We start from the raw sequence: 20041 nt of genomic DNA, 5'->3' as shown, positions 1-20041 counted from the left end.
CCTGTCCGGTGTCCATACCGGGCCGGCGGCATCAAGGGTTTGCAGGACATATCGCATGCTTGATATCGGCTGGACCGAGCTCGTCGTCATCGCAATCGTTCTGATCGTGGTTGTCGGGCCGAAAGACCTTCCGCCAATGTTGCGGGCTTTCGGCCGCATGACCGCGAAGATGCGCGGCATGGCGTCGGATTTCCGTCAGCAGTTCGATGAAGCGCTGCGTGAAGCGGACCTCGAGGAGGTTCGCAAGACCATCAGTGACGCGCAAAGTCTCAATCCGGCCAATGCATTGCGCGATGCAATCAATCCGTTGCGCCAGATGGGCAACGACATCAAGGCGGACCTGCAGAAGGCGGCAACACCCGACGTGCCTGCGACACCGAGCAGCGTCGATCCGGTGACTGCGGCCGAGCCGGCTGTTGCGCCTGCAGCGGTGGAAACGAAGCCCGCAGACGCGGTTGCCGCCGCGGCAATCGGTTCGGCCAATCGCCAGATCGAGCGGGCCGAGGCCGTAGCCGTACCGGCAGAAAAGCCGAAACGCGCGACTAGGGCGAAAGCCGATGCGGCGCCGGCAGCAAAAAAGATCGCGCCCAAGTCGACAACGGTAGCGCCAAAGGCGGCAACTGCCACGGAAAAGTCGGCTGCCAAGGCGCCCGCGAAGCCGGCCGCCGAAAAGAGAAAAGTGACGCCGACCGCGGCAGAACCTGCTGCCAAGACGTCAAAGCCGCGCACCAGCGCGCGCAAGAAAGGTGAAGCATGAGCGGCGATATCGAGGATCGGCCGCAGCCGCTGATCGAGCATCTGATCGAATTGCGCAGGCGCTTGATGTGGGCCGTCGGCGCATTCTTCATTGCGTTCCTCATCTGCTTCTACTTCGCCAAGGGCCTGTTCAACCTGCTGGTGCTGCCCTTCAAATGGGCCGTGAGCTGGGCGGGCCTGAACCATCGAAATGTCGAGCTGATCTACACGGCGCCGCAGGAGTTCTTCTTCACCCAGATCAAGGTGGCGATGTTCGGTGCGCTGGTCATCGCCTTTCCTGTTATCGCGGCGCAGGTCTACAAGTTCGTGGCACCAGGGCTCTACAAGAACGAGCGTGCGGCGTTCCTGCCGTTCCTGATCGCGTCACCGCTCCTGTTCCTGCTCGGCGGCGCGCTTGTCTATTTCTTCTTCACTCCGATGGTGATGTGGTTCTTCCTGGCCATGGAGCAGGGTGGCGGTGAAGGGCAGGTGGCGATCCAACTCCTGCCGAAAGTCTCGGAATATCTGAGCCTGATCATGTCGCTGGTCTTCGCCTTCGGCCTTGTCTTCCAGCTTCCGGTAGTCACCACGCTTCTTGCTCGCGTCGGCTTCGTGAGCTCGCAGGGCCTCGCGGAGAAGCGGAAATACGCGATCGTGATCGCCTTCGTTGTCGCAGCCGTGCTCACGCCGCCCGATCCGATTTCCCAGATCGGCCTTGCACTGCCAGCCATCCTTCTCTACGAAATTTCGATCTATACGGCGCGACTCGTCGAAAGGCAGAGGGCAGCGGACGCGCTCAAGAGCGAGGTTGCCGAGTCGCAGGAAGGATCTTCCGGAGAGGTCGGCCCCGCCAAGGGCTGAGCATTCGAGATTTCGCGCCGTGATCTGACCAACGCGTGGAACGACAATGCTTGATATCAAATGGATCCGTGAGAATGCCGAGATGCTGGACGCCGCCCTGGCGAAGCGGGGCGCGGAGCCTTTGTCGGCATCTCTAATCGCTCTCGACGAACGCCGCCGCACGAACCTTCAGGCGCTGCAGGACATGCAGTCGCGCCGCAATGCAGCCTCGAAGGATATCGGCGCCGCCATGGCGCAGAAGAACGCCGAGCTCGCCGATAAGCTGAAGGCCGAGGTGGCCGACCTGAAGAACGCCATGCCGGCGCTCGAAGAGGACAGCCGCAAGATCGAGGCAGAGCTCAACGACGCCCTGTCGCGCATTCCGAACATCCCGCTGGACGATGTACCCGTCGGTGCCGACGAGACCGGCAACGTCGTCAAGAGCGTCGTTGGCAAGAAGCCCACCTGGAACCACCAGCCGCGCGAGCACTTCGAAATCGGCGAAGCGCTCGGCCTGATGGATTTCGAGGGTGCGGCCCGCATTTCCGGTTCGCGCTTCACGATCCTGAAGGGCCAATTGGCGCGGCTCGAGCGCGCGCTCGGCCAGTTCATGCTCGACCTGCACACACAGGAACATGGTTACACCGAAGTGCAGCCGCCGCTTCTGGTGCGCGACGATCCGATGTATGGCACGGGCCAGCTGCCGAAGTTTGCCGAGGACCTCTTCCGCACCACGGATGGCCGTTGGCTGATCCCGACGGCGGAAGTGCCGCTGACCAACATCGTCCGGGAGCAGATCCTGGAAGGCGAAAAGCTGCCGCTGCGCTTCACGGCGTTGACCCCGTCCTTCCGCTCGGAAGCTGGTTCTGCCGGTCGCGACACCCGCGGCATGCTGCGCCAACACCAGTTCAACAAGGTGGAATTGGTCTCGATCACCGATGCCGAAACGTCCGTTGCCGAGCACGAGCGTATGACCGCCTGCGCCGAGGAGGTGCTGAAGCGCCTCGGCCTGCATTACCGCGTCATGACCCTTTGCACCGGCGACATGGGCTTCGGCGCGCGCAAGACCTATGACCTCGAGGTCTGGCTGCCGGGACAGGACACCTATCGCGAAATCTCGTCCTGCTCGGTCTGCGGCGATTTCCAGGCGCGGCGGATGAACGCCCGCTACCGCACCAAGGAAGACAAGGGCACGCGCTTCGTTCACACGCTGAACGGCTCGGGCGTTGCCGTCGGCCGTGCGCTCATCGCCGTCATCGAGAACTATCTGAACGACGATGGTTCGGTGTCGGTGCCGGAAGTGCTGGTGCCCTACATGGGCGGCCAGACGCGCATCGAAAAGGTTGCCTGAGTAGACGTCGAAGGGAGTACGGCACCATGCGGATCCTGCTGACAAACGATGACGGCATTCACGCGGAAGGCCTGTCGGTGCTTGAGCGGGTCGCCCGGACGATCTCGGACGATGTCTGGGTCGTCGCGCCGGAGGCGGACCAGAGCGGCCTTGCCCATTCGCTGACGCTGTCGGAGCCGCTGCGGCTCCGCCAGATCACGGAAAGGCGCTTTGCGCTTCGCGGCACGCCGACCGATTGCGTCATCATGGCGGTTCGCAAGGTACTCGACCGCAAGCCCGATCTCGTGCTGTCCGGCGTCAACATCGGCGCCAACATGGCCGACGACGTGACCTATTCCGGCACCGTCGCCGGCGCCATCGAAGGGACGCTGCAGGGCATCCGCTCGATCGCGCTGAGCCAGGCCTACCATCACGCGCCGGGAAAGACCGTGCCCTGGGATGTCGTCGAAACGCACGCGCCGGCCTTGATCAAGAAGCTTATGAAGGTGGATCTGCCTGACGGTACGCTGCTCAACGTCAATTTCCCGAACTGCCCGGCGGACACCGTCGCCGGTACCGAGGTCACGTCGCAAGGCAAGCTCGACTTCGGCCTGTCGATCGACGAGCGAACCGATGGCCGCGGCTTTCCCTACTTCTGGCTGCGTTTCGGCGAACGTTTTGGCGATTTCCGCGCTGGAACCGACATTCATGCCCTGCGCGAAAACATGATCTCGGTCACGCCGCTCAAACTCGACCTCACCGACTACAGCGTCCAGGACCGGCTGGCGCGGGCGCTTAGCGACGGAGCCGTTGATTGAGCGCGCGGGTGACGGAACAGGAAGGCTTTGCCAAGATGGTGCTGCGGCTGCGCGCCGAAGGCATCGTGAACCATGACCTGCTGAAGGCGGTCGAGCAGACGCAGCGCAGCCATTTTACGCCACCGCAGTATCAGGCCGATGCCTATTCGCAGCGCACGATCCCGCTCGATTGCGGCTCGTTCATGGAGGGATACGACTTTGCGGTGCGGCTGCTGCACAGCCTCAATCTGAAATCCGGTCAGCGTATTCTGGAAGTCGGCACCGGCAGCGGCTTCACCGCAGCGGTCATGGGGCGCGTTGCCGAGCGTGTGCTGACGATCGACCGTTACCAGACGCTTGTCGGCGCGGCGCAGAAGAACCTTGAAAAATCGGGCGTTCGCAATGTGATCGTCCGGCATGCTGACGGCAGCGCCGGCGTGCCGGGCGAGGGCACTTTCGATCGAATTCTCATCACGGCCGCCTTCAATAGCCTGCCGCGCATGTTCTCCGATCATCTCGTTTCCGGCGGCACTTTGCTGGTGCCGATCATGATGAGCGAGACGCTTTGCCGGGTCGTGCGCGTCAGCCGCACGGGCAGCCGCTTCGATCGCGAAGATCTGTTCGACGCGCCTTACCTTCCGATCGTGCCGCAACTGGCGTCGTTTCTCTAAACGTTGAACTCCCGTCCGCGCGGGTGAGGAGCGCCGGTCGCGCCGGCGCCGATTATTAACGTTCCCTTAACCTTCTCCAGCCTCGCGCAAGCTTCGCGCCATACGCCTGCCGTGCACGGACAGGGTTCCGCCTGCGAGTCGTCGCTTGCCTTGCGACGTCGGCGGACATCGGTCGCGAGGTACGGAGACGGCACATGCAGATCGCGAACAGGTTGACGGCGGCAGCATCCGGCGACGGGCTGAACAATCTTGCCGGGCGCAATGCCGGCCAGACGAATTCCGCAGGCAAGGATGAGCAGGCGGCACAGGCGCTTGCCGCGACCTTCTTCGATCCGACGCCGCGCATCTCGCTTTCGGCCGACGCCCTGCTTTATCTGAGCCAGACGAAGAAGGCATCGGACGGGCAGCCGGCGCTCACGCGCGACGAGTGGAACAATCGCCTGTCGCCGCAGCTGGCTTCGCGCGAGTACCAGGCCTTTGGCAAGTTTCTCGATTCCGGCGACCATCAGGCCTACTACAAGAACTTTATCGACTATTACGACGGCCTTCGGCCGGAGGACCAGAACAGTCTGCGCTATTTCGGGACACGCGAGGCGGCTGTCGCCGGCCTGCGGTCGCTCGAATACGAAGAGGCGAGCGGTGCCGACGGAGACGCCGCGTTCCAGACGCTGGTCAGCGTGCTGCTCGAAGAGGACAAGACGGCGCAGTCCGAAACCTTGGCTAATCCGGCCGGGCGCCAGATCTTTGCCTGGGACCTGACAAGCGTCAGCTATGAAGAGGAGCAGACGGAACGGCGATCCGTATCCGAGATCGAGCGCCTCTATTCCGAACTGATCTAGGATTGGGCTCTTTGAGGCCGTGCAGCGCCTGCGGCGGATGCCGCTGGCATGTCCTTGTAAGGCGACGGTCGACCTATGGTTAGCATTTGGTCAAATTAGTCCTTTGGTGGGGTCTACCTTAACCACGCGGTAACTCTAATACGCTTTAATAATCCCACATCGAGTTGCGTTCGGAGTGGGTAAGCGTCATGCGTAAGTTTGTATCTCCCGGGGTTGGAAAGTCGACGATCCGCCTTTGTGTGGCGGTCCTGCTGGCAGGCGTCGCAACAGGCTGCAGTTCGGATGCCAGCCGGTTTGACGGCCTGTTCTCCCGATCCGACAACATCACCACCAATTCCATACCCCGAGACGCAACGCCGGTTCCGCGCGGTGACGTGGCCGTCGGCCAGATGGCATCGTCGCCGGTTGATAGCCGCGGTTCGGCTCTCGGTCAGCCCTATCCGGCGGCCGCCGGGCAGGGCGCCTATGATCCGGTAAACACGGCGTCCACGCCGGTATCCAACGCCCGCGTCGCCTCGACCCCGATCTCCGTTCAGCGCACCACTCTGGCTGACCCGAGCATGGCTGCGCGCCAGCGCCCCGAAGCTCAGCCGTTCCCGGCAGCGCGCCAGCAGGCCGCACTCGCCACGCAGCAGACGCTTCCCGCAACGGTCAAGGAAACGGCCAGCAAGAGCGGCTGGACGACGCAGAACGCCCCGACCATCATGGTCCGCCCGGGCGACAACGTTGCGGCTCTCTCGAAGCGTTTCGGTGTTCCGGAAAAGGAAATCCTCAAGGCCAACGGCCTGCAGTCCGCAGCGCAGGTCGAGACCGGCCAGCGTCTCGTCATCCCGACCTTCGGTGTCGCAGGCAGCGCTGCCAAGGCGGCCGCGACCAACTCGATCGCCGACCTCGACGGCAGCAACCGTCAGCCTTCGCCGCTGCCGGTCAACCAGCGCGACGTTGCGATCCTGCCGGGTTCGTCCCAGTCCCGCGAGAAGGGTGAAGGCAAGTCCGACGTCGTTGCGGGCAAGCCGGCAACGAATGGCGAGGGCGCCGGCGGTGGATCCTACACCGTCAAGCCGGGCGACTCGCTCAACCGCATTGCCAAGGCGACGGGCGTGTCCGTTTCCGCCCTCAAGCAGGCAAACGGCCTGACGGCCGAATCGATCCGCGTCGGCCAGACGCTGCAGGTGCCGGGAGCAGGCGGTGCCGCGCCGGACCAGGTCAAGACGGCATCCGTTCCGAAGAAGGCCGAGCAGCCGCAGGTTGCTTCGCTCGACAAGAACAAGCCGGCGGAATACCAGGCGCCGGTCGCCAAGCAGAGCGTCACGGAAGTCGCCAGCAAGACGACGGAAATCGACGAAGATTCTCCAAAGTCGACGGGCATCAGCAAGTATCGCTGGCCGGTGCGCGGCGCAGTGGTCGCCGGCTACGGCGCCAATGTCGATGGCAACCGCAACGACGGTATCAACATCTCCGTGCCCGAGGGCACGCCGATCAAGGCGGCCGAAAACGGCGTCGTCATCTACTCGGGCAGCAGCCTGAAGGAACTCGGCAATGCCGTTCTGGTGCGCCACGACGACGGCACGGTCACGGTCTATGGCAACGCTTCCGAGCTCAAGGTTCAGCGCGGCCAGAAGGTTCAGCGCGGCCAGACGCTTGCTGCTTCCGGCATGACCGGTCGCGCCAGCCAGCCGCAGGTTCACTTCGAGGTGCGCAAGAACGCGACCGCGGTAAACCCGGCGACCTTCCTCGAATAGTCACGCCGCAGCCGCGATCGGCTCGCGGAGCGATCCAGATCCGATGTTTGACAGCACCGCTTGTCCTTTTGGGCAGGCGGTGCTCTCGTTTTCCTGATGTCTGCGTAGCCTCGCGTTCGCCAGGCGCCAAGATTATCCGTCGATCCTGTGGCGCAGGCGGCCGGCGAGATCCTGGATGAACTGCCAGGCGACGCGGCCGGACCTTGCGCCACGGGTCGTTGCCCACTCCAGCGCTTCGGCGTGTAGGGTCTCGCGATCGAGCTTGAAGCCATAGTGCGCGGCATAGCCGTCGATCATCGCCAGATAGTCGTCCTGGCTGCATTTGTGGAAGCCGAGCCACAGGCCGAAACGGTCGGACAGTGATACCTTCTCCTCGACCGCTTCCGACGGGTTGATCGCGGTCGACTGCTCGTTCTCCATCATATGCCGCGGCAGCAGGTGGCGCCGGTTCGAGGTGGCGTAAAGGAGCACGTTGGAAGGACGTCCCTCGACGCCGCCGTCGAGTACGGCCTTCAGCGACTTGTAGGACGTATCGTCGTGATCGAAGGACAGGTCATCGCAGAAGACGATAACCGGGACCGGTGCCGACTTCAGAATGTCCATCAGCGCCGGAAGCGTGGCGATATCTTCGCGATGCACCTCGACCAGCTTGACCGCAACCCCGGTGTCGCGCGCAACCTGCGCATGAACCGATTTCACCAGCGAGGATTTGCCCATGCCGCGTGCGCCCCAGAGAAGCACGTTATTGGCCGTGTAGCCCTCGGCAAAACGCAGTGTGTTGTCGAGCAGGATGTCGCGGACATGGTCGACCCCAGTGATCAGGGACAATTCGATGCGGTTCGGCTTGGCGACTGGCTGCAGATGGTGCGTCGCCGGGGCCCAGACGAAGCACTCGGCGGCAGTCCAGTCGTTGGTTGCGGCGCCAGGCCCTGCCATGCGCTCGATCGCCGCGGAAAGCTTCTGCATTTCCCTGATGAGAACGTCGATCTTTGCTTCCGGCATTTGTCTCTCTCCACTCGCTGATCCAGGTGTTTGGCCGTGCCTTCATGATTCGAGGCGGCGTGGCCCTGGTGTTTACCGTAACCGCGTCGCGGCCAGGTCCCACCGGAAACCCGGTAGCACGCAGGTTTACGCTGGAAAAGGTCACCGAGGCCCGCACGAGGGGTTCTCCTCTTGTGTAAATTGTGTCAGAGGCACAGGAACGGGTACGGGTGCCCGCGGCTTTGCAGAGCGGCCGGGCGTCCCTATATTCCGCCCGAATTGGCGCGGAGGAACCGCCGATATTTGAACTCAAGGAGTGATCGATGTTCATTACCGAAGCTTTTGCGCAGACTGCCGGCGCCCCTTCCGCCGGCGGCGCGGACATTCTCATGTCCATCCTGCCGTTCCTGCTGATTTTCGTCGTTATGTATTTCCTGATCATCCGTCCGCAGCGCGCTCAGATGAAGCGCCGTGAGGAGCTCCTGAAGAACATCCGTCGCGGCGACCAGGTCGTGACCGGCGGCGGCATCGTCGGCAAGGTCACCAAGGTCGTTGACGACAACGAACTCGAAGTCGAGATCGCCGAAGGCGTGAAGATCCGCGTCGTCCGCAGCGGCGTGTCGGAAGTTCGCGTCAAGGGCGAACCTGTCAAGGAATAAGCAGGAACAGCCACCACCAGCCGAGCAACTGGAGCGTTTGAGGCATGCGCAGATTACCGCCGTTGAAACGTATCCTTGTCTGGCTGGTGGCGCTTGCCGGCATCGCCTTTGCGTTGCCGAATGTTCTTTCCCGCGAAGAGGCAGCCGAACTTCCGTCCTGGCTGCCTCATCGCCAGGTGGCGCTGGGGCTCGATCTCCAGGGTGGCTCCCATTTCATGCTGCGGGCCGCGCGCAGCGATATCGTCGCGGAACGGCTCGAGACGATCGCCAACGAGGTCGGCAAATCACTGCGCGATGCCGACATCGCTTATATCGGCCTTTCCGGTGAAGGCCAGTCGATTGGGTTTCGGGTTCGCGACCGGTCGCAGCTTTCAGCCGCCCGCGAACGACTGAAGCCGCTGACGGCACCTGTCGATATCGGCGGCTTCGGCTCCGAACCCATTTCGGAGGTTGTGTTCGACAGCGCGGAACCGGATGAACTGGTTCGCCTGCGCTTGACCGACGAAGGCATCGATTACCGGCTTTCGCTGGCCGTGGCGCAGTCCATCGACGTCGTGCGCCGCCGCGCCGCGGAAGTTGGCGCCACCGAGCCGCTGATCCAGCGTCGCGGCGAAGACCGGCTCATTGTGCAGGTGCCGGGTCTCGGCGATCCGCAGCGGTTGAAGGATCTGCTCAGCCAAAGAGCCAATCTGGCGCTGCGGATGCTGGATACGTCCGTGCCGGTGCAGCGCGCCGTCGAGGGCCAGCCTCCTGCCGGAACGGAAGTTCTCTACTCCTTCGACGATCCGCCGGTGCCCTATCTCGTCGAAAAGGCGCCGCTGCTTGCCGCGGCTAATTTTGTTGGAGCCCAGCCGGAAGCCGATGCCTCCGGCGAAAGTGCGTCGGTCGCCATCAAGATCGATGCCGCCTCGCAGCAGCGCGTCGCCGACCTTGCGGCGCAGCAGCCGCCAAGGGACGCAGCGATCGTTCTCGATGGACAGGTCATCGCGACGCTCAAGCTGTCGGAGGCTGTCAGTGGCGACACCTTGCGCATCTCTGCGGACCTGCCGACCGAAGGCGCCACCGACCTTGCCGCTCTCGTCCGCACAGGGCCGCTCCCGACGCCTCTGACCTTTGTCGAGGAACGGACCGTTGGCCCCGGCGTCGGCGGCGACGCCATTGCAGATGGACTGACGGCTGGCCTGGTTGCCGCCGTCGCCGTCGCTGCGTCGATGATCTTTTTCTATGGCGTCTTCGGCGTCTTTGCCGTCATTGCGCTGGCGTTGAACATTGTTCTGATCATCGCGGCGCTCTCCGTCTCGGGCGCGACGCTGACGCTGCCGGGCATCGCCGGCATCATCCTGACGATCGGCGTTGCCGTCGATTCGAACGTGCTGATCTACGAGCGCCTGCGTGAAGAGGTGCGCGGCGCCGAACCTCTGCGGCGCACGATCAACGACGCCTTTTCGCGCGTCTTCAGCAGCATCTTCGACGCCAACCTGACGATGTTGATCGCAAGTGCCATTCTCTTCTATCTCGGCTCCGGATCGGTGCGAGGCTTTGCCGTGACGCTCGCGATCGGCAGCGTCACGACGCTGTTTACCGCCTACACCGTCACCCGCCTGATCGTGAAACGCTGGCTGCGCCACTGGAAGTCGGAACGCCTGCCGAAGGGCATCCGGACCGGCCGCTTCAGCGATCTGGACATTCGCTTCATGCGGATCCGCAACCCTGTCTTCATCCTGATGGCGGCCCTGTCGCTCGCCTCCGTGCTGCTGCTTGCAGGCATTGGGCTGAACCTCGGCGTGGACTTCAAGGGCGGTTCGATCATCGAGCTGCATTCCAAGGGCGGACCGGTCGATGTCGCCGATTTTCGCGCGCGCCTCGACGAGCTGAATTTCGGTGAAGTGCAGGTGCAGCAGCTCGGCTCGGGCGAGGATGTTCTGGTGCGGGTGCCGTCGCAGGAAGCCGGCGACAACGCCGAGCAGACGGCCGCCGGCGTCATCCGGGCGGAACTTTCGGACGAGTACGATTTCCGCCGCGTCGAGGTGGTCGGTCCCGTTGTGTCGGGCGAACTGACGCGCGCCGGCACCATTGGGCTCGCCGTGTCGTTCCTGGCGATCCTGCTCTACGTATGGCTACGCTTCGAGTGGCGCTTCGCCGTCGGTGCGATCATCGCCACGACGCACGACGTCCTGCTGACAATCGGATTCCTCGTGCTGACCGGCATCGAGTTCAATCTCGGCAGTATTGCCGCGGTTCTGACGATCGTCGGCTACTCGCTGAACGACACGGTCGTGATCTACGATCGCATCCGCGAAAATCTCAGCCGCTACAAGCGCATGCCGCTGTCGGTGCTGATCGACACCTCGATCAATCAGACGCTGTCACGCACGATCCTGACGGCGCTGACGACGGTTCTCGCTCTGACGGCGCTTTATCTCTTCGGCGGAGGCCTTATCCGCGCCTTCAGTGTTACGATGCTGTTTGGCGTCGTCGTCGGAACGATCTCATCCATTTACATCGCCGGACCGATCCTCATTCTCTTCAGGAAGAGGACCGACCACATTCCGGGGGACGAAGACGCCCCCGGCGCGGATACGGGTGCTGCCGGCGCAGCAAAGGGTGCTGTTTGAAATGCCCAAGGGAATTGAAATTCGCGAAGCCCACTTTCCGGGACGTGCCCCAATCGATGCCTATGGAAATGGTGGCTTCCGCTTCGCAGAAATGTCGCATCGCGGCTCGATCCTGATGCTGCCCTCGGGCGTCTATGCATGGGACGTCGCTGAGGGCGACGCGCTGACGGTCGAGAAGTTTTACAAGGTCGTCGACGAGGCGAAGGACATTGAGGTGCTGCTGGTCGGCACCGGCAAGGACATTCGCCCGCTGCCGGCCGATGTGAAGACAGCTTTGCGCGCCGCCAACATATCGTCGGATCCGATGAGCACCGGGGCTGCCGTCCGCACCTACAATGTGATGCTGGCCGAATCGCGCGCCGTCGCCGTCGCACTGATCGCAGTCTGATCGGATCCGGAGAAGACGACGTGCACGACAACACCGCCCAGATCCTGGCCGACCTCCGGGACACGGACCGCGACCGCTATCTCGCCTGCCTGCTTGCGCCTGCCGACAAGCAGCCAGCGCTTGCAGCACTCTATGCCTTCAATGCCGAGATTGCCCGCATCCGCGATCTTGTGCATGAACCGATCCCCGGCGAGATCCGCATGCAATGGTGGCGGGATCTCATCGGCAACGACGCATCGACCGGGGAAGGGCACCCGCTCGCCGAAGCCCTCCTTGGCTGCATTCGTGCGCACCGGCTGCCGGTCTCCGTGTTCGAGAATATGATCGATGCACGGATCTACGATCTCTACGACGATCCGATGGAAGATCGCTCGGCGCTCGAGGGCTATGCCGGCGAAACCGCTTCGGCGCTGATCCAGCTCTCGTCCCTGGTGCTTGATCCGGAGAATGCTGCGAAATCGGCCGAGGTTGCCGGTCACGGCGGTGTCGCGCAGACGGTCGCAGGCCTCCTCATGCTGCTGCCAATGCATTTGCGACGTGGCCAGGTCTACCTGCCGGCCGAACTGCTGCGCGCCACCGGTCTCGATCGCGAAAGGCTGATCGCCGGCGAAGACAGCGCTGCGATCAGCCAGGCGATCCGGGCCTTCGCGGGCTTCGGGCGGGATCATCTCGTCAGGGCGCGTGCACAGATGGCAACGATCGCGCCGTCGAATTTCCCCGCCTTCATTCCGCTTGCGCTCGTCGAGCCGGTCCTTGATCGCGCGGAGGCTGCGGGCGCCGGGCTTCTGCAGAAACCCATCCGCCCGGCCCAATGGCAACGGCAATGGTGGATGTGGCGTGCCGCGCGGCGCCGCCGCTTCTGATAGGCCGGATCATCGGCCAGCGGTTCACGTCCATTCCTGCATTTCGGTTCGGCGCACCTGCCCTGACGACAAATTGGCACAAGCCTCGCAGCGTATAGAAGCGCTTTATCGGCGTCATGCCGAGCGAAGGGGAGCGCCCGCGGATGCTTTGGTTATTGCTCATCGCCGTCATCGTCCTGGTCGGCGCATTCTACATGTGGATGAACGCCCGTGCCGAGCGGGACTGGGACAATCCCGATGCGGGCTCCGCGATGGTGGAATTCGGACGCGCCTTTCCGGACGAGGCGATCCGGGCCCTGCATTCGACGGCGGACCGCACGGCGATCTTCCTGCGGCTGCATGACGGCAAGGCGGGCTTCATCCAGTCGCACGGCACCCACTATGTCTGCCACGTGATCCAGCCCGGAAAGGTTCGGGTCAATAGTTCCGAGTCCGGCCGCGGCCTGATCGTGCATTTCCCGGACTTTGCCTATCTCGACAACGACTTCGAGTTTCAGAGCGCTGGCGAGGCGGCCGAGGTTTCGCTCTGGCTGCTCGGCAGCTTCAGCCCGAAGTCGGAGTTCGAGCAGCCCGTTGCCGAGCCGTCGCACCCGGCGCAGGCGACCGAATAGCTCTCGCCGCTCTTCCATGACAAAAGGCCCGCTTGCATCGCTGCAGGCGGGCCTTTTGTCGTTGCATTGGTGTCCGTTCGAGCGTCAGGCGGACTTGCCGAGCCAGGCGGCGCAATCGGCAAGCGCACGCGCGGCCGTTGCCTGCTTCTTGGCGACGGCCTTTTCCTTGCCGCGGAAACGCTTGACGCCTTCCGGCTTGGTGATTGCGCCCGGATCGAGCGGCGGGAACAGCCCGAAATTGACGTTCATCGGCTGGAACGAGCGCTTGCCCGGCTCGTCGTCGGAAACGATGTGTCCGCCGGTGATGTGGTTGAGCAGCGCGCCGAAGGCGGTCGTCGCCGGCGGTGCGGCCAGCGTTTCGCCCTTGCGCTCGGCGGCGGCGAAGCGGCCGGCGAGCAGGCCGATGCTGGCGCTTTCGACATAGCCCTCGCAGCCGGTGATCTGTCCGGCAAAGCGCAGGCCAGGCCGCGACTTCAACGTCAGCGTTCCGTCAAGCAGCGTCGGCGAGTTGATGTAGGTGTTGCGGTGCAGGCCGCCGAGGCGGGCAAATTCGGCATTCTCCAGGCCGGGGATCATCCGGAAGACTTCGGCCTGCGCGCCATACTTCAGCTTCGTCTGGAAGCCGACCATGTTGTAGAGCGTGCCGAGCGCGTTGTCCTGGCGCAGCTGTACGACGGCATAGGGCTTGACCGTGGGGTTATGGGCATTGGTGAGGCCCATCGGCTTCATCGGCCCGTGGCGCAGCGTCTCGCGGCCGCGTTCGGCCATCACCTCGATCGGCAGGCAGCCGTCGAAATAGGGCGTGCCTTCCCATTCCTTGAAACCGGTCTTGTCGCCGGCAACAAGCGCGTCGACGAACGCGTTGTACTGCTCCTCGTTCATCGGGCAGTTGATGTAGTCCTTGCCGGTGCCGCCGGGGCCGACCTTGTCGTAGCGGGACTGAAACCAGCAGACGTCCATGTCGATCGTCTCGGTATAGACGATCGGCGCGATGGCGTCGAAGAAGGCGAGCGCATCGGCGCCGGTTTCCGAGCGGATCGCCTCAGCAAGGCCGGGAGCGGTCAACGGGCCGGTCGCGATAACAGCGAGATCCCATTCCTTGGGAGGCAGGCCGGTGATCTCCTCGCGGACGACCGTGATCAGCGGATGGGCGGCGATCGCCGCGCTGACGGCGTCGGAGAAGCCGTCGCGATCGACGGCGAGCGCACCGCCGGCCGGAACCTGGTTGGCGTCGGCCGATTTCATGATCAGCGAGCCGGCAAGCCGCATTTCCGCATGCAGCACGCCGACCGCGTTGCTGGTCGCATCATCCGAGCGGAACGAATTGGAACAGACGAGTTCGGCGAGGCCGTCCGTCTTGTGCGCGTCGGTGCCGCGCACGCCGCGCATTTCGTGCAGCACGACCGGCACGCCGGCTTCGGCGATCTGCCAGGCGGCTTCCGATCCGGCAAGGCCGCCGCCGACGACGTGGATGGGGGAGTGGGAAGAGGTGTCTTTGCTCATGGCCGGCTTCCTATCACGGCTCGGCCCTTGGTTCCAACGCCTATAAACGAAAACGGCGCCCTGAAGGCGCCGTCTTGGAAGTCCTGGTCGTTCGTTCCGATTAACGGAAGGAACGGGCCGCAATGTTGCGGATGTCGTAGCGGGTGATGCCGATGTCATTGAGAGCGTGGTTCGACAGGTTGCCGAGCTCGCTGACGGTGCGGCGGTAGTTGATCCAGCTTTTTGCGATACGAATCGGGTTCATGGTCTTTTCCTCAAATCAGGTTGTCGCGACAGCCATCTGTCTGCGTCGTTGAGGTTCTTATACGCTTGTCTAATTAGAAGGTGGAGTGCAAAGAAAATGCAGCTGCTATGCATTTGTGCAGTGCATCGCCGCATAGATGGGCAGCGCTTCAAAAGGCGGCATCGATTAACGATTGATTAAAATCTTAATTGCATGCCGATAAGAGATTGTTTTCAAAGGAATTTACGAGCCGATAGCGAGCGACGACGTAGTGTCTGTCGATGGACGCGGTTCGGCCGCGTCGGTAGTCGCAGATGGCGAAGCATACGGTGTATCTCGCACGTGCGAAGGCGTCACTGGATCGTACTGGCTGTGGCAAAAGAAAACGCCCCCCGGAATCAACCGGAGGGCGTTTACTGGAGGTCGGTTGCGCTTAAAGCGCAGCCTGAATTACTTGATCGCCTGGCGGGCAACGTACGGGATGTCGCCGCGGCCGATGCCGAGGTCAGACAGTTCGCGGTCGGTCATCCGGCCGAGTTCGTTGCAGGTCTGACGATACTTGCGCCAATTGTTGAAAGAACGTGCGAGGTTCATGATCCTATCCTTTCTAGGGTCGTGTGCCAGCGCTCATCTCTCTTGCTGGCCGTCATCTGATGCTCTGGAATATAGTCGTTTTGAGCAGAAGTTACAGAGACAATGCTGCATCGCACCCATGCAGACCGTGCAAGCCTCTGCGCCATGGTGCGATCGCGGGTGACGTTAGAACGCGTGGCAAAAATCGAGTTTTAGCGGCTGGGGATGCTGCCCGAAATCTGGGACCAAAAACAAACAACGCTCGCTGGGGGAGGAGATCCAGCGAGCGTCGCTTTGTTCTGATCGGCAACCGGGAGGAGGAGTGTCGCCGATCCAAATCGAGGGGCGCTGGGAGGAGGAGTGCGCCGCCCCGATCGATGAGTTGAAGATAGTATGGAGCAGGGCGGAAGGGTAGCGCTGTTCCAGAATGGCACCTATGCATCCAGCGCATGGCAGAGAGCAGGCGCAACGAAATTATGCACGAATATTGTGCAGATGCGCAGACGCAGGCTTCTTTGTGGAAAGGGGGGTCGAAAAAAGAATAACGCCCGCTGGGGGAGGAGGTCCAGCGAGCGTCATTAGGAGTGATTGGCAACTGGGAGGAGGAGTGTTGCCAATCTGATCGGAAGAGCGCTGGGAGGAGGAGTGCGCTCGTCCGAATTCCGTCGGGTTCTGCCCGGGCCTTTCTCAGAAAACTGAGGCGGTTGGCCATTTCCGCCGGCGACCGTCTGGCTTCATGCCTTCGTTCGCCTTTGATGATTTGAATATAGGACCTTTAAATCGATTTGTGCAGTGCAATATCCGCATGGAAGATATGCGCATTGCGCAAGCCGTTCATTCGTCCTCATCGGTTTGGTGCGCAATTCCTGCAGGGCGATTGTGTTTCCGCGCCGATACGTGGTTAGTTGGGAGCTGAACCGAACCATTTCAAGCATCGGATTCTAGGCTGGGGGCAGGATGTACCGCGCGCGTCTCGAACGAGACTTCAAGCACTGGATCGACAAGGGACTGCTGCAGGAGAATGCGGCACGCGCAATGCTGGCCGAGTATGACGGTCGCGAGTCGACGTTCCGGGCCGGGCGCGTCCTGCTCATTCTCGCCGCGCTCCTGTTGTCCGCTTCAATCCTCCTGCTTGTCGCCGCCAACTGGGAGGCGCTGCCGCGCCTTGCGCGGGTGGCCGGCATCGTCGCCCTGGTCTGGGGCTTCCATTTCGCCGCCGCCTGGCTGATTAAGACCGGCCGAACGACACTCGCCGCAGCGGCGCTCGTTTTGGGGGCGTCTGCTTTCGGTGGCGGCATCGCACTTATCGGGCAGATGTATCACCTGTCGGGGGACGCGGCCGATGCCGCGCTGCTGTGGTTTGCCGGCGCCGTCCTCTCCGCCCTGGCATTTCGCTCCGCAGCAATGGCCGCAGTTGCGGGCGGGCTTGCCTGGTTCTATTTCGGGACGGTGCTGAAAGACGACGGGTTCAGCGCCACGCCGGACTGGCGCATGTGGTCCGTTCCGGCGCTCGCCGTGATCGTCGTTCTGCTGGTCCGCTTCACGGCCGCCGACCGAGCCCGTCATCTCGCCTATCTGCTCGTCCTGTCGTGGCTCGCCTGGCTTTACCTCGACAACGCGTCGGTCGCCTTTGCCGGTGGCCTTGCGGCGTTCGGTCTCCTGGCCTTTCTGGCGGCGACGCTGCCCGGTTCGCCACTTCGCGCTCTGGCGGTCGATGCCGGTTCGGCGCCCGCCTTCTATTCCTTCGCGCTGGCCCTGCTCGGTTTCACGACCCTTCAATATGAGGCAGAGGGGCTGGCGACGGAGGTCCTGACCGGGGCAGGCACGTTGCTGGTGGCTCTTCTCGGGATCGCGCTTGCCGGCGCGCAAAACGGGGCGGTGCGCTATCTCGGCTACGTGGCCTTTGCCGGCGAGCTACTTTATCTTGCCTTCGAAACCCTCGGCTCGATGCTCGGCACGTCAGGCTTCTTCCTGATTTCGGGCTTGGTCGTTGCAGGCATCGCCTGGATCGTCATCCGCATCGAAGGCCACTTGGCGAATGCGCGCCGGACGGAGGCGCCACAATGACGAAGTCGGAGCAGAAATCCCGTTGGCTGAACCCGCTGCTCGCGGCCCTGTTGGTTGCGGGCGTGCAGACGGCGGCGCTTGGCTACATGATAGAGGGCAGGGCTTCGATCCTCAGAAGCGGCCGTGACGTGCTGCTGAAGACCGTGCCTGTCGATCCGCGTGATCTGCTTCGGGGCGATTATGTGATCTTGAGCTACGATATTTCCAGGCTCCAGCCGGAATTGTTCAAGGGCGATACGCCGAAGGAGACGGAAGAGGCGCAGGTCTACGTTCGCCTGGAAAAGCAGCTCGACGGCTTCTGGGCCGCGACCGAAGCGTCCTTCCAGCCGCTTAGCCCGGCCGGCGACAGCATCGTCCTTCGCTCCTTGCCGTTTGTCTACTATCCCTCGTCCTCCCCATCGTCCGTCAATGTCGAATACGGGATCGAGCGCTTCTATGTGCCGGAAGGCGAGGGGCGGACGCTGGAAGAGGCGCGCAACGCCGAGGCGCTCTCGGTCAACATACGCGTCGACGCCAGGGGAAAGGCGCAGATCCGCGAGATCGCGGTCAATGGAAGCCCGGTCTACGAAGAACCTCTCTATTGATACGCACCCGGGGTGTCCGATCGGCCGTGGAATTCCCGCATTTTCCCTTTGATCCCGCGAGAACGAGTGATATAGAGACGCCGCGCTCGGGAAAGCCCTGAACTTTCAGCATGCCCATTGTATCCGCGGTATTCCGCTGGTTGGTCTTGCGGGAATACGGTCAGGCGGTGCGATTGTCTGAACGCGGGTATGGTGAAATTGGTAGACACGCCAGATTTAGGTTCTGGTGCCGCAAGGCGTGGGAGTTCAAGTCTCTCTACCCGCACCAGATCAGCGATCGCGCCCAAAGTCCGGATTCTGCGAGGATGAAGGCGGCTGGAGTGCCATTTTGCTTGCAAAACGGTTGCAGAACTGCGTAAAGCCACTCCCGGCAAATGGATCGGCTCACGTGCTCGCCAGACCTTTCGAAGGGGAAGAGCACAGTCAACGTGAAATGAAGGTTTGAACATGCAGGTTATCGAAACGCTCGCTCAAGGGCTGAAGCGCGAACTCAAGGTCGTTATCCCGGCCAAGGACATGGAAGCTCGGATGAACGAGCGTCTGGCCGAAGTGAAGGACCGTGTGAAGATCAACGGCTTCCGTCCGGGCAAGGTGCCGGTTGCGCATCTGAAGAAGGTCTACGGCAAGTCGATCATGGCTGACCTGGTCAACGAGATCGTCCGCGACAAGCCGACCGAGATCCTGTCGGGCCGTGGCGAAAAGTCGGCGACCCAGCCGGAAATCGCGATGACCGAGGACGAGGCCGAAGCCGACAAGATCCTCAACGCTGAAGCCGACCTCGAGTTTACCGTTGCCTACGAAATCATTCCGGCGATCGAACTCAAGGACGTCAGCGGCATCAAGGTGACCCGCGAAGTCGTCGAGATTGCTGAAGATGAAGTCACCGAGCAGATCCTGAAGATCGCCGAAAGCGCCCGCAGCTACGAATCCAAGAAGGGCAAGGCCGCCAACGGCGACCGCGTCACGATCGATTACCTCGGCAAGGTCGACGGCGTAGCCTTCGACGGCGGCAAGGACGAAGACGCTGAGCTGGTTCTCGGCTCCAACCGCTTCATCCCGGGCTTCGAAGAGCAGCTCGTCGGTCTCAAGGCTGGCGACGAGAAGGTCATCACCGTTACCTTCCCGGCTGAATACCCGGCTGCAAACCTCGCCGGCAAGGAAGCGACCTTCGACATCACCGTCAAGGACGTTGCCGCCGCCCAGGAGATCGAAATCAACGACGAACTGGCCACCAAGCTCGGCCTCGAATCGGCTGACAAGCTGAAGGAAATCGTTCGCGGCCAGATCGAAAGCCAGTACGGCAACCTGACCCGTCAGAAGGTCAAGCGTCAGATCCTCGACCAGCTCGACGAACTCTACCAGTTCGAAACGCCGGAGCGCCTCGTCGAAGCCGAATTCGAAAACATCTGGCGCCAGATCAACACCGACCTGCAGCAGGCCGGCAAGACCTTCGCTGACGAAGAGACCACCGAAGAAGAAGCCCGCGCCGAATACCGCAAGCTCGCTGAGCGTCGCGTTCGCCTCGGCCTCGTTCTCTCGGAAATCGGCGAGAAGGCCGGCGTTCAGGTCAGCGACGACGAACTGCAGCGTTCGCTGTTCGAACAGCTCCGCCAGTTCCCGGGCCAGGAAAAGCAGATCCTCGATTACTTCAAGAACACCCCCGGCGCTGCCGCATCGCTGCGCGCTCCGCTGTTCGAAGAAAAGGTCGTCGACCATCTGCTCGGCGAAATCTCGGTAACCGACAAGACGGTTTCCAAGGAAGAGCTGACGGCTGACGACGAAGAGGGCGAAGGCAAGGCTGCCAAGAAGGCTCCGGCCAAGAAGAAGGCCGCTGCCAAGGCTGAAGCCGCCGAAGGCGAAGAAGCTGCCGCTCCGAAGAAGAAGGCTCCGGCCAAGAAGAAGGCCGCTGACGACAGCGCCGAGTAATCGGGTCGAAGCCTTGAGAATTGAAAGGCCCTGCCGCTCGCGGCGGGGCCTTCTTCGTTTGGGCGTTTCTGCCCGGCGAAAATACTGAAATGCC

The 20041-nt window shown here is 62.6% G+C and carries 19 protein-coding genes and 1 tRNA gene; 16 read left to right on the top strand and 4 right to left on the bottom strand.

Annotation, left to right across the window (positions count from 1 at the left end):
• The first annotated feature begins 55 nt into the window (after positions 1-55).
• The 7 genes from tatB to XB14_RS09535 all read left to right on the top strand — a co-directional run bounded on the left by tatB (position 56) and on the right by XB14_RS09535 (position 6954).
• Complete coding sequence (gene tatB / locus XB14_RS09565) at positions 56-757, top strand: Sec-independent protein translocase protein TatB (RefSeq protein WP_077961351.1); 702 nt, start codon at positions 56-58, stop codon at positions 755-757.
• Positions 754-1596 (top strand): twin-arginine translocase subunit TatC, encoded by an 843-nt coding sequence (tatC, locus tag XB14_RS09560; protein ID WP_077961350.1) that lies wholly within the window; start codon positions 754-756, stop codon positions 1594-1596. Before tatB ends, tatC begins: the two co-directional genes overlap by 4 nt.
• Before the next feature lie 46 nt (positions 1597-1642).
• Positions 1643-2926 carry a serine--tRNA ligase gene (gene serS / locus XB14_RS09555; protein ID WP_077961349.1) on the top strand — a complete coding sequence of 428 codons (1284 nt, stop codon included), beginning with the start codon at positions 1643-1645 and terminating at the stop codon, positions 2924-2926.
• Between the two features lie 26 nt (positions 2927-2952).
• Positions 2953-3723, top strand: coding sequence for a 5'/3'-nucleotidase SurE (gene surE, locus XB14_RS09550; protein ID WP_077961348.1), 771 nt, complete (start codon positions 2953-2955; stop codon positions 3721-3723).
• The gene (locus tag XB14_RS09545; protein ID WP_077961347.1) at positions 3720-4373 is read left to right on the top strand and encodes a protein-L-isoaspartate(D-aspartate) O-methyltransferase; all 654 of its coding nucleotides are present in this window, start codon (positions 3720-3722) and stop codon (positions 4371-4373) included. The genes surE and XB14_RS09545 overlap by 4 nt, the downstream gene beginning before the upstream one ends.
• Positions 4374-4567: 194 nt before the next feature.
• Entirely contained in the window at positions 4568-5212 is a 645-nt protein-coding gene (locus XB14_RS09540; protein ID WP_077961346.1) for a biotin biosynthesis protein BioC, read from the top strand.
• A 188-nt stretch (positions 5213-5400) separates the two neighbouring features.
• Positions 5401-6954, top strand: a complete 1554-nt coding sequence (locus tag XB14_RS09535; RefSeq protein WP_077961345.1) for a peptidoglycan DD-metalloendopeptidase family protein — start codon at positions 5401-5403, stop codon at positions 6952-6954.
• 132 nt (positions 6955-7086) lie between these two features.
• Here XB14_RS09535 and XB14_RS09530 read toward each other — a convergent pair whose 3' ends face one another.
• Positions 7087-7956 (bottom strand): ATP-binding protein, encoded by an 870-nt coding sequence (locus XB14_RS09530; RefSeq protein WP_077961344.1) that lies wholly within the window; start codon positions 7954-7956, stop codon positions 7087-7089.
• A gap of 302 nt (positions 7957-8258) precedes the next feature.
• Between XB14_RS09530 and yajC the strand changes: the two genes are divergently transcribed.
• The 5 genes from yajC to XB14_RS09505 all read left to right on the top strand — a co-directional run bounded on the left by yajC (position 8259) and on the right by XB14_RS09505 (position 13071).
• The gene (gene yajC / locus XB14_RS09525) at positions 8259-8594 is read left to right on the top strand and encodes a preprotein translocase subunit YajC (protein WP_065376915.1); all 336 of its coding nucleotides are present in this window, start codon (positions 8259-8261) and stop codon (positions 8592-8594) included.
• A gap of 44 nt (positions 8595-8638) precedes the next feature.
• Entirely contained in the window at positions 8639-11209 is a 2571-nt protein-coding gene (secDF, locus tag XB14_RS09520) for a protein translocase subunit SecDF (protein WP_077961343.1), read from the top strand.
• 1 nt (position 11210) lies between these two features.
• Positions 11211-11597, top strand: coding sequence for an Mth938-like domain-containing protein (locus XB14_RS09515; RefSeq protein ID WP_077961342.1), 387 nt, complete (start codon positions 11211-11213; stop codon positions 11595-11597).
• 20 nt (positions 11598-11617) lie between these two features.
• Positions 11618-12460, top strand: a complete 843-nt coding sequence (locus XB14_RS09510; protein WP_077961341.1) for a phytoene/squalene synthase family protein — start codon at positions 11618-11620, stop codon at positions 12458-12460.
• A 143-nt stretch (positions 12461-12603) separates the two neighbouring features.
• Complete coding sequence (locus XB14_RS09505) at positions 12604-13071, top strand: hypothetical protein (RefSeq protein WP_077961340.1); 468 nt, start codon at positions 12604-12606, stop codon at positions 13069-13071.
• A gap of 84 nt (positions 13072-13155) precedes the next feature.
• Here XB14_RS09505 and trmFO read toward each other — a convergent pair whose 3' ends face one another.
• The 3 genes from trmFO to XB14_RS09490 all read right to left on the bottom strand — a co-directional run bounded on the left by trmFO (position 13156) and on the right by XB14_RS09490 (position 15391).
• A complete protein-coding gene (gene trmFO, locus XB14_RS09500) occupies positions 13156-14574 on the bottom strand; it encodes a methylenetetrahydrofolate--tRNA-(uracil(54)-C(5))-methyltransferase (FADH(2)-oxidizing) TrmFO (protein ID WP_077961339.1) in 1419 nt (472 codons plus the stop codon).
• Between the two features lie 100 nt (positions 14575-14674).
• Positions 14675-14818 carry a DUF1127 domain-containing protein gene (locus tag XB14_RS09495; protein ID WP_064816989.1) on the bottom strand — a complete coding sequence of 48 codons (144 nt, stop codon included), beginning with the start codon at positions 14816-14818 and terminating at the stop codon, positions 14675-14677.
• Positions 14819-15247: 429 nt separating this feature from the next.
• Complete coding sequence (locus XB14_RS09490) at positions 15248-15391, bottom strand: DUF1127 domain-containing protein (RefSeq protein WP_064816990.1); 144 nt, start codon at positions 15389-15391, stop codon at positions 15248-15250.
• A gap of 936 nt (positions 15392-16327) precedes the next feature.
• On the opposite strand from XB14_RS09490, the gene XB14_RS09485 reads away from it, so the two are divergent.
• The 4 genes from XB14_RS09485 (at position 16328) to tig (ending at position 19947) form a co-directional block, all read left to right on the top strand.
• Positions 16328-17437, top strand: a complete 1110-nt coding sequence (locus XB14_RS09485) for a DUF2157 domain-containing protein (RefSeq protein WP_077961338.1) — start codon at positions 16328-16330, stop codon at positions 17435-17437.
• Positions 17434-18021 carry a GDYXXLXY domain-containing protein gene (locus XB14_RS09480; protein WP_077961337.1) on the top strand — a complete coding sequence of 196 codons (588 nt, stop codon included), beginning with the start codon at positions 17434-17436 and terminating at the stop codon, positions 18019-18021. The genes XB14_RS09485 and XB14_RS09480 overlap by 4 nt, the downstream gene beginning before the upstream one ends.
• A 183-nt stretch (positions 18022-18204) precedes the next feature.
• Positions 18205-18289: transfer RNA gene (locus XB14_RS09475), tRNA-Leu, on the top strand.
• 179 nt (positions 18290-18468) lie between these two features.
• A complete protein-coding gene (tig, locus tag XB14_RS09470; protein ID WP_077961336.1) occupies positions 18469-19947 on the top strand; it encodes a trigger factor in 1479 nt (492 codons plus the stop codon).
• Positions 19948-20041 lie beyond the last annotated feature (94 nt).

It is taken from the genome of Ensifer adhaerens (assembly GCF_002007205.1).
Taxonomy (GTDB): Bacteria; Pseudomonadota; Alphaproteobacteria; order Rhizobiales; family Rhizobiaceae; genus Ensifer; species Ensifer adhaerens_D.
The sequence above is the reverse complement of the archived record's forward strand: the minus strand, read 5'-3'. Positions and strand labels throughout refer to the sequence as shown.